This window comes from Nostoc sp. UIC 10630 (assembly GCF_010747425.1).
Classification (GTDB): domain Bacteria; phylum Cyanobacteriota; class Cyanobacteriia; order Cyanobacteriales; family Nostocaceae; genus Nostoc.
Genome location: NZ_JAAGOG010000012.1, coordinates 17,087 through 34,520, shown reverse-complemented (window position 1 = coordinate 34,520; position 17,434 = coordinate 17,087). Strand labels below are relative to the sequence as shown.

The following is a 17,434-nucleotide window of genomic DNA, read 5'->3' as shown; positions in this document are numbered from 1 at the left end:
TAACCCCCCTTAAAAAAGGGGGGAATAAGATTCTTAAAGTCCCCCTTTTTAAGGGGGATTTAGGGGGATCTCGAAGGGTTAGGTGTATACAAAAAAAACTTTTCAGACATCCTCTCAGGTTTATATCCATCACCTCTAACTTCTTCTGCTTGCTCAATACAAGCTTTCAACTGTTCCGCTAAGACCTGAACGTGGGGCAGATTCATCATCGTCACATGATTACCTGGGACAAAATGGACATCCACTGGTTCGGCAGAAAACTTCCTCCAGCCCCAGTGCAAATCTTGCAAAATATCAGAAAGTACTTCACCATTAGATTCATCAACCTTGACGATATTCTCCTTGGCGCGTAAGAGAGTAATTTTGGTTGGATAAATCTCTTGTGGTACATAATTCACTACAGCGTTAGCTTTGAGCAGTTGCACCATATTATTAAGCTGCGTAATTTCATCGTCAGGAGGTAAGATATCAGCATTTTTTAACCTTTCTAGAACGTATTTAAGCTGATCTTCCCAAACCATAGATTGAAGAGTATCAACAGAACAATCCATCTTTTTCCCATAAACAACTTCGATTGTGTCTGCTAATTCAGCCAACCATTTAGTATTATCCAAATCAAAAGCTGATAGATTTTTCTGATGAAATGGTGCTGTAGTATCAAGAATGGCAACTAAAGCAACCTTATGACCTTTACGAAGTAACTGCTGCGCCATTTCAAAGGCTAATTTACCGCCAAAAGAATGCCCTGCTAAAAAATACGGCCCCTGTGGTTGAACAACTAAGAGTTCTTGAATATAACGGGCGGCTACATCCTCAACTTGGGTAATTAGTTCTCCTGCTTCACCAGGAGCAATTGCTTGGAAACTGTAAAATGGTTGGTCTGAACCCAGACAACGGGCTAAATCATACAAGTAAAAGGGATAGCCCGCAGCCCCTGGAAGACAAAACAAAGGTGGCTTAGAACCGTGCGCCTGAAGTATTACCAAGGGAGATCCACTCTTAGAATCTGAATCGAATGGTACAATAGTTGCCAATTGTTCAATAGTTGGATTTTGGTAAAGGCTGGCGATCGCAATATCTTTACCAAACTGCTTTTTAATTTGAGCCATTAAGTAAGGAGTTAAAAGAGAGTGACCACCGAGGTCAAAGAAGTTATCTTTTACTCCCACCTTGTCAACTTTCAAAATTCTTGACCAGATTTGCGTTAGTTCCAGTTCTACTTGGTTGCGTGGAGCAACATATTTGTCTGAATTACTGCTGTGTAAATCCGGTGCAGGCAATGCACGGCGGTCTACTTTGCCGCTAGGAGTGAGTGGCATCTCTTCCAACATCACAAAAGTGCTTGGCACCATGTATTCTGGTAGCTTTGCTTTCATGAATTGCCGCAGTTCGCTGATTGTGGGTATACAGTGCTGATGTGCTACCACGTAAGCAACTAGGCGTTTATCCCCCGGAGTGTCTTCGCGGGCAATGATACAACATCCCTCCACATCTCCATGCTGGCTCAGTACTGCTTCAACTTCTCCCAATTCAATGCGGAAGCCTCGCACCTTAACCTGATTGTCAATACGTCCCAGGTATTCGATGTTGCCATCTGGTAAATAGCGGGCTAAATCCCCTGTTTTGTAGAGGCGTGAATCAGGGTCAGTGCTAAAGGGATTGGGGATAAATCTCTGTTGTGTTAACTCTGGTCGATTGAGATAGCCTCGCGCCAAAGAGACACCACCAATGTGCAATTCTCCTGCTACATCCACGGGTACAGGCTGTAGGTACTTATCCAGGATGTAAATTTGCGTGTTAGCAATGGGACGACCAATCGGAGGCAGTAGCGGCCAAGTCTCTACTGAGTTATTTAGAGTAAAAGTGATAATTACATGGCTTTCCGATGGCCCGTAATGATTGTGCAAAGTACAATCATTTAATTTGCTTAACCATTGAGAAATCGCGGGAGTCATCTGCAACTGTTCCCCAGCAGTAATGATTTCCCGCAGATGACTATTAACTAATTCACCACCAATAGCAACTTCAGCTAGTTGCTGTAAAGCAACAAAGGGAACAAACAGTCTCTCAATTGCTTTTTGTTGGAGAAAACCTAACAAAGCTGAGGTATCTCGGCGCAATTCCTCCGTAATTAAGAACAATGTGCCTCCCGAAAACCAGGTAGTAAATATTTCTTGGAAGGAGACATCAAAGCTAATAGGAGCAAATTGCAGCGTTTTTGCTCCAGTGGAAATTGTATTATTTTGCAGTTGCCACAGAATCAGATTGCAAAGAGCAAGCTGATTCAAGGCTACACCTTTAGGCTTACCTGTAGAACCAGAGGTATAAATTACATAAGCTAAGTTATTAGTTTGTACACCAGAGATAAGATTGTCCTGACTCAACTGAGAAATCATCTGCCAGTCAGTATCCAAAAAGACTTGGCTTGCTTGATGCTGAGGTAATCTGTCGAGGAGTGAATGTTGGGTTAGCAACACTGAAACTTGAGCATCTTCTAACATGAAAGCCAAACGCTCTTGAGGGTAGTTTGGATCGAGTGGCACATAAGCTCCACCAGCTTTGAGAATGCCAAGTAGTCCTACTACCATCTGTAGCGATCGCTCTACACAAATGCCTACCAGCACATCTGCGGATACTCCTAAAGACTTCAGGTAGTGCGCCAACTGGTTAGCACGGCAGTTTAACTGCTGGTAAGTGAGTTGTTGATTTACTCTCCGAGAAGCCTCGCTGCGCTCGTCTACAAACTCCACCGCCACTGCATTGGGTGTACGCTCAACTTGTTCCTCAAACAACTGATGGATAGATTTATCACGGGGATAATCCGTCAGAGTATTGTTCCATTCAACTAATAACTGCTGTTGCTCTGTCTGTGACAGCAGAGGCAATTGCGAAATCCGCTCCTCTGGGTTAGCAACAATTCCAGAGAGCAATGTCACAAAATGTCCAGTCATCCGTTCAATTGTGCTGGCATCAAATAAGTCAGTGTTATATTCCCATACACCCGCCAGTCCATTACCAGTGTTCTGTATTGATAAAAACAAATCAAACTTGGCAGTTGCGCTTTCTACTGGCAAAGAACTGATAGTTAAATCAGTAAGCTCTATCTCAGACATAGGCACATTCTGGAGGGCAAACATGACTTGGAAAAGTGGTGTATGGCTGAGATCGCGTTCTGGCTGCAATACTTCTACTAGCATTTCAAAAGGTAAGTCCTGATGAGCATAAGCATCTATTGCCATCAATCGAACGCGACCAAGTAATTCGTTAAAGCTGCGATCGCCTGATAAGTCAGTACGTAACACTAAAGTATTGACAAAAAAGCCAATTAACCCTTCAATTTCATTACGATTACGGTTTGCAATGGGAGATCCCACCAAAATATCTTCCGTACCTGTGTAGCGGTAAAGCAGCGTATCAAACGCTGCCAACAACGTCATAAAGAGAGTACAACCTTGCTCCTGGCTCAATTTTGTCAGCTTATTGCTTAACTCAACTGAGAGTGCAAACTCTTGATGTCCACCAGCGAAAGTCTGCACAGATCCTCTGGGTCGATCTGTTGGTAGGGACAACAAGGCTGGTGCAGCTTTTAGTTGTTGTTGCCAGTACGAGATTTGAGTTTGCAGTACCTCCCCTTGCAACCAATTTCTTTGCCAAATGGCAAAATCTGCGTACTGAATCGAAAGTGGTGTTAAAGGTAACAGTTCACCTTGAGAGTAAGCGTTGTACAGTGCTGCTAGTTCTTGGATAAACACACCCATTGACCAGGCATCAGAGACAATATGGTGCATACATACACTCAAAACGTGTTCTGTCTCGGACAGCACAATTAATGTTGCCCTAACTAATGCTTGGTTTGTTAAGTCAAACGGTTGATTAGCTTGTTGTTGCGCTAATTGCTGTGTAGCAATTTCTTGTTCAGTTGTTGATAAATGCTTCAAGTCAACAACTGAAACTGTCCAATTCGTTTGTGTTTGAATAAGTTGAGAAGGTTTGCCATCAACTATCACAAAGTTGGTGCGTAAGGCTTCGTGGCGATTAATAATTTCATACAAGCTTTGTTCTAAGGCAACTTGATTAAGTGTTCCGACTAGACGCAAAGCCATAGGAATGTTGTATATGGCATTGTTCGGCTCGAACTGGTCTAAAAACCAAAAACGCTGTTGAGCATAAGACAGTGGTAATTCTGCATTCTTTACCCTTGGTAAGATGGGTGGAGAAACCAATTCTAAGTCTTGTTGCTGCAATTGCTCAATCGAACGCGCTAATTCGGCAACTGTTGTTCTGGCAAAGAACTCACGCAATGGTAGTTCCACTTTGAAAATGTTGCGGATACGTGAAACTAATTGCGTTGCTAGCAGTGAGTGTCCCCCAAGTTCAAAGAAGTTGTCATATATGCCTACTTGGTCTACTTTCAGTGCTTGTGTCCAAATTTGCGTCAGGATTTCTTCAATTGGGCTACGCGGGGCGACAAAACTTATTTCCAGTCCCTCACGAGAGTCTGGCGCTTTCAATGCGCGACGGTCTACCTTGCCGTTGGGAGTCAGAGGTAAAGACTCTAGCATCACAAAAGCATGAGGTATCATGTATTGTGGCAGTTGACTAGAAAGAAACGATCGCAACTGGCTGATTGTAGGTGGATGCTGTTTATGTCCTACCACGTAGGCGACTAAGCGTTTATCACCTGGATGATCTTTACGAGCAATAACACAAGCTGCCTGCACATCGCTATGTTGGTTCAGTAATTCTTCAATTTCTCCCAACTCGATACGGAAGCCCCGAATTTTTACCTGATTGTCGATGCGTCCCAGGTATTCAATATTGCCATCTGGTAAATAGCGTGCTAAATCTCCGGTTTTATAAAGTCGGGGACTGGGGACTGGGAATTGGGGATTAGGAAGAATTTCTGCTCCTCTGCTCCTCTGCTCCCCTGCTCCTCTGCCCCCCTGCTCTCCTGCTCCCCTAAACGGGTTGGGAATAAATTTTTCTTTTGTCAACTCTGGACGATTAAGGTAGCCTCGTGCCAACCCCAAACCACCAATATGCAATTCACCTGCTACACCAATCGGTACTGGTTGCAGATATTCATCTAAAATATAAACCTGGACGTTAGCGATCGCCTTACCAATAGATATTTTATTGTCATCTTCAGTGCATTTTGCGATTGTGGCACAGACACTAGCTTCTGTTGGTCCGTAGGCATTGAAGAAGTTTCTGCCAGTAGACCATTGTCTGATTAATTCAGCTGAACTTGCTTCTCCCGCTACAATTATTGTTTGCAGTGCCGACAGTTCCGACCCAGGCATAACTGCTAACGCCGATGGTGGTAGGGTGATATGGGTAATGCTGCGATCGCTCAATTGCTCAATTAATGGCTTCCCTGGTAGTAGAGAGTCTTTTGTTCCCAGATACAGCGTTGCACCTGAACCCAAAGCCATCAAAATTTCTGAGATGGAAGCATCAAAACTGAAGGAGGCAAACTGGAGAACGCGACTATCCGAAGTCAAGCCAAAAGTTTGAATCTGAGCTTGAGCTAGGTTGCATAATCCCTTATGCTCAACCATCACACCTTTAGGTTTACCTGTTGAACCAGAAGTGTAAATCAGATTAGCTAGATGAAAAGCTTTGACTTCAGTTGTTGGATTATCTTGATTATTTTGGGCAATTTGTTCCCAGGTTTCATCTAAACAGATAAGTTTTGCTTGATGCTCAGGAAGTCTTTCAAGAAGTCGCTGTTGAGTCAACAGTATAGAAACTTGAGCATCTTCTAACATGAAAGCCAAACGCTCAGTAGGATACTCTGGATCAAGTGGTAGGTATGCTCCGCCTGCCTTGAGAATCCCCAACAGTCCCACTACCATTTCTATTGAGCGTTCCACACAAATACCCACCAGCGTATCTGGTTTTATACCCAAAGACTGCAAGTAATGAGCTAAATGATTAGCGCAACAATTCAATTGGCGGTAAGTCAGTTGTTGATTTTCAAATACTACAGCTATAGCATCAGGTGTAAGCTCTACCTGCTCCTCAAACAACTGATGAATACACTTATCAACAGGATAATCTGCTTGAGTATCGTTCCATTCAACTAATAACTGCTGTTGCTCTGTCTGTGACAGCAAAGGCAATTGCGAAATCCGTTCCTCTGGGTTAGCAATAATACCTGAGAGTAATGTCACAAAATGCCCACTCATCCGCTCAATTGTGCTGGCATCAAATAAGTCAGTGTTATATTCCCATATCCCCACTAGTCCAGCAGCTGAGTTGTGCATTGATAAAGTTAAATCAAACTTAGCAATTGTGCTTTGGGGTGGCAAAGAACTGATAGTTAAGCCAGCAAGTTCTACTCCAGACATGGGCGTATTCTGAAGTACAAACATCACCTGGAATAGTGGTGGATGGCTGAGATCCCGTTCTGGTTGTAATGCCTCAACTAGCATTTCAAATGGCAACTCTTGATGAGAGTATGCTCCTAGAGCTATTTGCCGAACGCGAGAGAGTAATTCGCTAAAACTGGGGTTGCCTGATAAGTCAGTACGCAACACTAAAGTATTGACAAAAAAGCCAATTAACCCTTCAATTTCGCTGTGTTCGCGGTTTGCGATCGCAGACCCTACCAAAATGTCTAATTGTCCTGTGTAGCGGTAAAGTAGGGTATCAAAGGCTGCCAATAACGTCATGAACAAAGTCACCCCTTGTTTCTGGCTCAGTTGTGTCAGCTGATTACTTAACTCAACTGAGAGGGCAAACTCTTGAATTGCGCCAGCGAAAGTCTGTACAGCAGGTCTTGGTCGGTCTGTAGGTAGGGACAACAAGGCTGGTGCATCTTTTAGCTGTTGTTGCCAGTACGAGATTTGATTTTGTAGTACCTCTCCTTGCAACCACTCTCTTTGCCAAATGCCAAAATCTGCGTACTGAATCGGCAGTGGTGTTAAAGGTGACGGTTCCCCTTGAGAATAAGCGTTGTATAGTGCTGCTAGTTCTTGGACAAATACACCCAATGACCAGGCATCAGAGACAATATGGTGCATACACAGTAACAATATGTGTTCTGTCTTAGACAGCACAATTAATGTCGCTCTGATTAATGCTCCCTCTGCCAAGTCAAAAGGCTGAATCGCTTGTTGTTGCACCAGTTGCTGTGTAGTGATTTCTTGTTGGCTTGGTGGCAGATGTTCGCACTCAACAACTGAAACTGTCCAATTAATTTGTGTTTGAATAATTTGAGAAGGTTTTCCATCAACCGTAATGAAATTAGTGCGTAACGCTTCATGGCGATCGATAATTTCTTGAAAGCTTTGTTCTAAGGCAGCCCGATTGAGATTTCCCACTAGACGCAAAGCTAAAGGGATGTTGTATATAGCACTGTTCGGCTCTAACTGGTCTAAAAACCACAAACGCTGTTGAGCATAAGATAGGGGTAATTCTTCAGTCATCATCTTTTGCTCCTTGGTAGAATGCGTGGAACAGTTAGGTCTAAGTTTTGTTGCTGTAACTTGCCGATTAATGGCGCTAATTCAACGATGGTCGGGGCATTAAACAATTCGTGTAAAGGGAGTTGGACTTTAAAGCGATCGCGGATGCGTGAAAGTACTTGTGTTGCTAGTAGCGAGTGTCCCCCAAGTTCAAAGAAGTTATCGTGTATGCCTACTTGCTCTACTTTCAGCACTTGTGACCAAATTTGTGCCAGTATTTCTTCAATCGGAGTGCGCGGGGCTACATATTTTTCTGTGCCTTCACTATGTAAATCTGGTGCAGGTAGGGCGCGACGGTCTACTTTGCCGTTGGGAGTGAGTGGCATTGATTCCAACATCACAAAAGCGTTTGGCACCATGTAGTCTGGTAGCTTTGCTTTCAGAAATTGCCGTAGTTCATTGATTGTAGGTGTACAGTGCTGATGCAGAACCACGTAGGCAACTAAGCGTTTATCACCTGGGGTATCTTCACGGGCAGTGACTACAGATGCCTGCACATCATCATGTTGGTTGAGTAATGCCTCAATTTCTCCCAACTCGATGCGGAAACCGCGAATTTTTATTTGGTTGTCAATGCGTCCCAGGTATTCAAGATTACCATCAGGCAACCATCTGGCTAAATCGCCAGTTTTGTAGATTCGTTCTTTTTTACCAAATAAATCGAGTTCGATGAATTTTTCAGCTGTGAGTTCGGGACGGTTGAGATAGCCACGGGCTAAACCAGCACCTGCAATACAAAGTTCCCCAGGAATGCCGACAGGTAGGAGTTGGTTTTGGTTGTCTAAAATGTAAATACGTACATTGGCAATTGGCTGTCCGATTAATAAATCACTCGCCAGATCCCTTTTTCCAGTTGCTTCGTAGACACAACACCCGACAACCGCTTCTGTCGGCCCATATTCGTTAATCAAGCGGGTATCAGGAGCATGAGTCAACCAGGGAATTATTTGGTTAGCGTGTAATGCCTCACCGCCTAAAACAAAGGCATTGACCCGATTCGGCATGGTCTCAGGCTCAATTTGCTGATTCAGGATTTCCAGATGCGAAGGTGTGATTTTGACCAGGGATAGATGATTATTTTGTTTAACAATGTCTGCTAGAAGCTGCAACTCTTGTTTTTCTCTTACCAAGATTGTGGTACGCCCACAAATTAGCGGCAGGTACAGTGATGTAATGGTTGCATCAAAGCTCAGAGAAGACTGCACAGGCGTACCTTGTCCTTGTGCTACTGCGTAGTAGTCTTTAGCCCAATGTAAATAATTACTTAAACCTCGGTGCGGTAGTTGTACCCCTTTGGGTTGCCCTGTAGAGCCTGATGTGTAGATTACATAAGCTAAATCATCAGGTTGACTTTGCCGACTGGGGTTCTCTGTAGATTGGTTGGCAAAGTTATCGCGATCTAAATACAGTATCGAAGGGGATTGCGGAAAAGTTTCTTTATTCCCAGTCCCTGATCCCCAATCCCCAGCCCCCAATTTAAGTTGACTATGGGTGAGCAAAACCTTTGCCCCACAATCTTGCAGTATGAAACGAATCCGCTCTTGTGGGTAGTTCGGGTCAATTGGCACATAAGCCCCACCCGCCTTAAGAATGCCTAACAATCCCACCACCATTTCTATTGAGCGTTCCACACAAATACCCACAAGCACGTCTGCGGATACTCCCAAAGACTTGAGGTAGTGCGCCAACTGGTTAGCGCGACTATTCAACTGCTGGTAAGTGAGTTGTTGATTTTCAAATACAACTGCTACTGCATCGGGTGTGCTATCAACCTGCTCCTCAAACAACTGATGGATGCACTTATCAAGGGGATAATCTGCCTGAGTATCGTTCCATTCCACTAATAATTGATGCTGTTCGACTTCTGTCAGCAGGGGCAATTGTGAGATTTGCTGTTCTGGGTTAGCAACAATTCCTTCGAGCAATGTCACAAAATGCCCACTCATCCGCTCAATTGTGCTGGCATCAAATAAGTCAGTGTTATATTCCCATACACCCACCAGTCCATTACCAGTGTTCTGCATTAGTAAGGTAAGATCAAACTTGGCAGTTATGCTTTCTGCCATCAATGGAGTGACACTCAATCCAGCCAACTCTACTTCAGACAAAGGCACATTCTGGAGGGCAAACATCACTTGGAACAATGGTGTATGACTGAGGTCTCTTTGTGGTTGCAATGCTTCCACCAGCATTTCAAAAGGCAAATTCTGATAAGTGTATGCCTCCATTGCCATTTCTCGAACGCGAGTGAGTAATTCACTAAAGCTCGGATTACCTGCCAAGTTGGTACGCATAACTAAGGTATTGACAAAAAAGCCAATCAACCCTTCTATCTCACTGCGATCGCGGTTAGCAATTGGCGAACCCACCAAAATATCTTCCGTACCTGTGTAGCGGTAAAGTAGCGTATCAAACGCTGCCAACAACGTCATAAAGAGAGTACAACCTTGCTCCTGGCTCAGTTTTGTCAGCTTATTGCTTAACTCAACTGAGAGTGCAAACTCTTGATGTCCACCCGCGAAAGTCTGCACAGATCCTCTGGGTCGATCTGTTGGTAGGGACAACAAGGCTGGTGCATCTTTGAGTTGCTGTTGCCAGTAACTCAGTTGGCTTTGCAGTACGTCTCCTTGCAACCATTGTCTTTGCCACAGTGCAAAATCTGCATACTGAATCGGCAGTGGTGCTAAAGGTGACGTTTGAGCTTGAGAACAAGCGTTGTACAGTGCTGCCAGTTCTTGAAGAAACACACTCATTGACCAACCATCAGAGACAATATGGTGCATACACACTAACAAGATGTGTTTTGTCTCGGACAGGACTACTAATGTCGCCCTAACTAATGCTTGATTTGCCAGATCAAAAGGCTGAATCGCTTGTTGTTGCGCTAATTGCTGTGTAGCGATTTCTTGTTCAGTTGTTGATAAATGCTTTAAGCCAACAACTGAAACTTTCCAATTCGTTTGTGTTTGAATAATTTGAGAAGGTTTTCCATTAACGGTTACAAAATTGGTGCGTAAGGCTTCGTGGCGATTAATGATTTCATACAAGCTTTGTTCTAAAGCAACTTGATTAAGTGTTCCAACTAGACGCAAAGCCATAGGAATGTTGTATATGGCACTGTTTGGCTCGAACTGGTCTAAAAACCAAAGACGCTGTTGAGCATAAGACAGTGGTAATTCTGCATTCTCTGCCCTTGGTAAGATGGGTGGAGAAACTAATTCTAAGTCTTGTTGCTGAAATTGCTCAATCGAACGCGCCAATTCAAAAACTGTTGCTGAGGTAAACAATTCACGCAATGGTAGTTCCACTTTGAACCAGGTGCGGATACGTGAAACCAGTTGTGTTGCTAGTAGTGAGTGTCCTCCAAGTTCAAAGAAATTATCATATATGCCTACAAGCTCTAGTTTCAGCACTTGCGCCCAAAGGAGTGCCAGCATCTCCTCAATGGGTGTGCGTGGGGCGACATATTTTTCTAGTATTGTGGTGTCTAAGTCTGGTTTTGGTAGGGCGCGGCGGTCTACTTTGCCGTTGGGAGTCAGGGGTAAGGATTCCAAGATGACAAAAGCACTTGGCACCATGTACTCTGGCAACTTTGCTTTGAGGAATTGCCGTAGTTCGCTGATTGCGGGTTTACAGTCCTGATGTGCTACCAAGTAAGCAACTAAACGTTTATCACCAGGATTATCTTGACGAGCAATAACACAAGATGCTTGCACATCCTCATGTTGGCTCAGGACTGCTTCTATTTCTCCCAACTCAATGCGGAAACCACGTATTTTTACTTGATTGTCAATTCGTCCCAGGTATTCGATGTTGCCGTCTGGTAAGTAGCGGGCTAAATCCCCTGTTTTGTAGAGGCGATCAGAATTAAAGGTTTCCCCTCTGCTCCCCTGCTCCTCTGCTCCTCTGCTTCTCTTGAAGGGGTTAGAGATAAATTTCTCTTGTGTCAATTGGGGGCGGTTGAGGTAGCCTTTTGCTAAACCTAAACCACCGATATGCAATTCTCCTGCTACACCTACAGGAACTGGTTGTAAGTGTGAATCTAAAATGTAAAACTGAGTGTTAGCTATGGGACGACCAATGGGTGCGATCGCGCGGAGCGCAGCACCAGAGGCGATCGCACTTCTAGCTTCTAGTTGCGTTGACTCATTCCTAAGTTGGCAAATACTCGACCAAATTGTTGTTTCTGTCGGCCCATAGAGATTCCATACTTGGGCACCAGTTTCTAGTAATTGATGGGCTAATTGAGGTGGTAAGGCTTCTCCCCCACACAAGAGTTTCATTCCCAACTGTTGAGTAGATAAGCCGGAAGCTACCAGCATTTGCCAAGTCGCTGGAGTCGCTTGCATCACCGTTGTGCTTGAGTGCTGTAACTCTAGTAACAGCCTAGCGCCATCACTGGCGACTTCACGCCCAACTACTACTACCTTTGCTCCTACTATGAGTGGCAGATATAGTTCCAAAGCCGCAATGTCAAAGGATATGGTAGTAACGGCACAGAAAGTATCAGAGTCAGTTAATCCTGGACAATGACTCATGGAAGCTAAAAAGTTGACTACACAGTTGTGGCTAACTTGAACTCCTTTTGGCTGGCCTGTGGAACCTGAAGTATAAATTACATAAGCCAAGTTTTCTGGTTTGCTGCCAGTGAGTGGATTTTCTCGACTGTGTTGCTCAATGAGTTGGCGATCGCTATCCAAACATACTACCTGTGCGGTATGCTCTGGCAAAGATTCCAATAATGATTGCTGAGTTAACAACACTGGCAGCGCCGCATCATCTAATATGAAACTCAAACGTTGTTGGGGATAGTCTGGGTCAAGTGGCACATAAGCCCCACCCGCCTTGAGGATGCCCAGTAATCCCACAACCATTTCTATGGAGCGCTCCACACAAATACCCACCAGCACATCTGCGGACACTCCCAAAGACTGCAAGTAATTTGCCAACTGGTTAGCGCGACAGTTTAATTGGTAATAAGTAAGTTGTTGGTTTTCAAATATAACCGCTACAGCATCGGGGGTGCGCTGAACTTGCTCCTCAAATAACTGATAGATGCACAAATCTTGTGGATAATCTACTCCTGTATCGTTCCACTCCACTAATAATTGATGCTGTTCAACTTCTGTCAGCAGGGGCAATTGTGAGATTTGCTGTTCTGGGTTAGCAATAATACCTTCAAGCAATGCCACAAAATGGCCCGTCATGCGCTCAATTGTGCTGGCATCAAATAAGTCAGTGTTATATTCCCATACACCCACCAGTCCATCAGCAGTATTCTGCATGAATAAATTTAAATCAAACTTGGCAGTTCTGCTTTCTGGCATCAATGGAGTGACACGTAACCCAACCAACTCTACTCCAGACAAAGGCACATTCTGAAGTGCAAACATGACTTGGAACAATGGTGTATGACTGAGGTCTCTTTGTGGTTGCAATGCTTCCACCAGCATTTCAAAAGGCAAATTTTGATAAGTGTATGCCTCCATTGCCATTTCTCGAACACGAGTCAGTAATTCACTAAAGCTCGGATTACCTGCCAAGTTAGTACGCATCACTAAGGTGTTGACAAAAAAGCCAATCAACCCTTCTATCTCACTGCGATCGCGGTTGGCAATGGGAGATCCCACCAAAATGTCTTCTGTACCTGTGTAGCGATAAAGCAGAGTATCATAAGCTGCCAACAGCGTCATAAACAAGGTTACTCCTTGCTTTTGACTTAGTTGTATCAATCCTTGAGTGAGCTTCTGTGAGAGTGCAAACTCTTGATGTGCGCCAGCGAAAGTCTGCACAGCAGGTCTTGGTCGGTCTGTGGGTAGGGACAACAAGGCTGGTGCATCTTTGAGTTGCTGTTGCCAGTAATTCAGTTGGCTTTGTAATACGCCTCCTTGCAACCATTGTCTTTGCCACAGTGCAAAATCTGCATACTGAATCGGCAGTGGTGCTAAAGGTGTACCCCTTCGGGGAAGCAAGCTACGCGTAGCGTCTCGTAGAGACGGTTGAGCTTGAGAGTAAGCGTTGTACAGTGCTGCTAGTTCTTGAAGAAACACACCCATTGACCAGCCATCAGAGACAATATGGTGCATACACACTAACAAGATGTGTTCTGTCTCGGACAGCACTAGTAATGTCGCCCTAACTAATACTTGATTTGCCAGGTCAAAAGGCTCAATAGCTTGTTGTCGCACTAATTGCTGTGTAGCGATTTCTTGTTCAGTTGTTGATAAATGTTTTAAGCCAACAACTGAAACTGTCCAATTCGTTTGTGTTTGAATAATTTGAGAAGGTTTTCCATTAACGGTTACAAAATTGGTGCGTAATGCTTCGTGGCGAGCAATAATTTCATGCAAGCTCTGTTCTAGGGCAACTTGATTAAGAGTTCCGACTAGACGTAAAGCTAAAGGGATGTTGTATAAGGCACTGTTAGGCTCGAACTGGTCTAAAAACCACAGACGCTGTTGAGCATAAGACAGTAGTAATTGAGCATTCTCTGCCCTTTGTGTGATGAATGGTGTAGAAAGTTCTAAGTCCTGTTGCTGCAATCGCCCAATCGATTGCGCCAATTCGACAACTGTTGCTGAGGCAAACAATTCACGCAATGGTAGTTCCACTTTGAACCAGGTGCGGATACGTGAAACCAGTTGTGTTGCTAGTAGTGAGTGTCCTCCAAGTTCAAAGAAATTATCATATATGCCTACAAGCTCTAGTTTCAGCACTTGCGCCCAAAGGAGTGCCAGCATCTCCTCAATGGGTGTGCGTGGGGCGACATATTTTTCTAGTATTGTGGTGTCTAAGTCTGGTTTTGGTAGGGCGCGGCGGTCTACTTTGCCATTTGGAGTCAGGGGTAAGGATTTCAAGATTACAAAAGCACTTGGCACCATGTAGTCTGGCAACTTTGCTTTGAGGATTTGCCGTAGTTCGCTGATTGCGGGTTTACAATCCTGATGTGCTACCACGTAGGCGACTAAACGTTTATCACCAGGAGTATCCTCACGGGCGATGACACAAGATAACTGCACATCACTATGTTGGCTCAATACTGCTTCAATTTCGCTCAACTCGATGCGGAAACCACGTATTTTTACTTGATTGTCAATTCGTCCCAGGTATTCAATTGTGCCATCTGGTAAATAGCGGGCTAAATCCCCTGTTTTGTAGAGCCGATTAGAATTAAAGGTTTCCCCTCTGCTCCTCTGCTCCCCTGCTCCTCTGCTTCTTTTGAAGGGGTTAGAGATAAATTTCTCTTGTGTCAATTGTGGGCGGTTAAGGTAGCCTCTTGCTAATCCTGCACCACCAATATGCAATTCTCCTGGTACACCTACAGGTACTGGCTGTAAATAAGAGTCCAATATATAGATTTCAACATTGGCTATAGGGCGACCGATGGGTGGTGAGATATTATTATCCCGGCCATTAGAAACTACTAGTCCTGAAGTTGAGACAACAGTATTTTCAGTTGGGCCATAATTATTCACTACCTGGAAAGGGAGTAAACCTGATGGATATCGATGAAGCTTATCCCCCCCAGTTAGCATAGTTCGCAAAGTTGTACTTTCTGGCCATTCCAGAGACAATAATTGCTCTGCCATTGGTGTTGGCAGAAAACTGATAGTGATCTTTTTCGATTCCAACCAATCTTGCAAATCTACTGGGGATAGAAGAATTTCAGGTTTGACTAAATAGATACTTGCTCCTGCGGTCAGGTAAGGCCACAACTCCCATACAGCAGCATCAAATGCTGTTCCTGCTAGCTGAGTAGCTTTGTCTAAGGTCGTGATTTTAAAAGTACGTTGATGCCAGAACACCAAATTTAGCAATCCTTGATGGGCAATCAGCACTCCCTTGGGTTGACCTGTAGAACCAGAGGTGTAAATCACATAAGCCAAATTAGTTGCTTGTGTCTCAGGTATTAAATTATCCTGACTTAACTGAGAAATAACCTGCCAGTCAGCATCTAAACAAACACGCTGTGCAGTATGTTCAGGTAATCTGTCAATGAGTTTCTGCTGAGTCAGCAACACCGAAACTTGAGCATCTTCTAACATCAAGCGCAAACGCTCGGTAGGATAGTCTGAAGCAAGTGGCAAATAAGCGCCACCCGCCTTCAGAATCCCTAGCAGTCCCACCACCATTTCTAAGGAACGCTCGACACAAATACCCACTAGCACATCGGCTTTTACACCCAAAGACTTGAGGTAGTGCGCCAACTGGTTAGCGCGACAGTTTAATTCGTGGTATGTAAGATGTTGATTTTCATACACCACTGCTACAGCATCGGGAGTAAGTTCAACCTGCTCCTCAAATAACAGATGAATACATTTATCTTGGGGATAATCTACCCCTGTATCATTCCACTTTAGTAATAACTGCTGTTGCTCAATTTCTGTTAGCAGAGGCAATTGTGAAATCTGCTTTTGAGGATTAGCAACAATTCCTTCGAGCAATGTTTGGAAATGCCCCCTCATCCGCTCGATTGTGCTGGCATCAAACAAGTCAGCATTGTACTCCCACACACTCACCAATCCAGTTGCAGTATTCTGCATTGATAAAGTTAAATCAAACTTGGCAGTTGCGCTTTGGGCTGGCAAGGAACTGATAGTTAAGCCAGCAAGCTCTATTTCAGATATGGGCGCATTCTGGAGGACAAACATCACCTGAAACAGTGGTGTATGGCTGAGGTCGCGTTGTGGCTGCAATGCTTTTACCAACTCCTCAAAGGGCAGGTCTGGATGAGCGTAAGCTTGCAGTGTCAGTTGCCGCACTCGACTTAGCAATTGCTGAAAACTGGGGTTGCCCGACAAATCGGTACGTAGCACTAAAGTGTTGACAAAAAAGCCAATTAACCCTTCAAGTTCCAAGCGATCGCGGTTAGCAATGGGCGTACCCACTACAATGTCATCGGAGTCTGTATAGCGATAAAGCAAGGTGACATAAGCCGCAAACAGCGTCATGAATAGAGTGGCTCCCTCTTGCCTAGTGAAATTAGCGATCGCTTCACTCAGTTCAACTGAAAATTTTCCATATTGAATTTCGCCCCGAAAAGTTTGAATCGCTGGTCTTGGTCTGTCTGTGGGTAATTCTAGTAAGGTAGGAGCGTTTTTGAGTAGTTGCTTCCAGTAATCAAGCTGTGTTTGGAGTACTTCTGTTTGCAACCATTGCCGTTGCCAAATCGCAAAGTCGGCATACTGAATTGGTAGCTCAGGTAGCTGTGGGGACAAGTTATTGCAGAAGGCTGAGTAAATGGTTGCTAACTCGCGCATCAATACGCCTATTGACCAACCATCCACTACAATGTGGTGTATTGTTAGTACCAAAGCGTGTTCTACTTCTGTGAGTTTAACCACAGAAGCTCGGATTAAAGGAGAACTAGCAAGGTCAAAGGGTCGATTAGCTTCAGTTGTGGCTAATTGTTGGCAAGCGATTTCTCTTTCACTTTCAGGTAATTCTGATAAGTCTACTATTGGCACATTTAAGTTTAAGCTGTCAGTAATTACCTGGACTGGCTGCTCGTTGATGGTGCGGAAGTTAGTACGTAAAGCTTCGTGGCGATCGATAATTTTGTTGAGGCTTTGCTCTAGCGCCACGACGTTTAATTTACCGTGAAGTTTTAAAGCGGCTTGTTCATTATAGGAGGGGTTATCTGGTTCCAACTGGTTTAATAACCAGAGTCGTTCTTGGGCAAAAGACAGAGGTAAGTTCTGAGGACGCTCGGCTTTGATCGGGGGGAAATCTGTATCGCTGTCCGCATTTTTCTCGTGCAGCAAGAAGATAAGTTCTGCTTTATTTTTAGTTAATAAGTCACGAGTTTCTAGTGTCAATACCCCTTTTGGAGCATTAACACGCAACTGCTCACCTTCAACCCACAACTTTACACCCTGTTTACTAAGATCAACGACCAATTGTGCGATATTCACAGAAACATTACCTCTATTCGCCTAATTCGTAATTCGTAATTCGTAATT

Annotated in this window: 1 protein-coding gene and 1 pseudogene; both read right to left on the bottom strand. The window is 44.2% G+C overall.

Annotation, left to right across the window (positions count from 1 at the left end; genetic code table 11):
- Positions 1-59: 59 nt before the first annotated feature.
- Positions 60-7,436, bottom strand: a pseudogene (locus G1O98_RS41065) (amino acid adenylation domain-containing protein); the annotation flags it as partial.
- Positions 7,433-17,386: a non-ribosomal peptide synthetase gene (locus G1O98_RS41060; protein WP_163927623.1), complete on the bottom strand. Its 9,954-nt coding sequence runs from the start codon at positions 17,384-17,386 to the stop codon at positions 7,433-7,435. The pseudogene G1O98_RS41065 and the gene G1O98_RS41060, both read right to left, overlap by 4 nt.
- Positions 17,387-17,434: the final 48 nt, after the last annotated feature.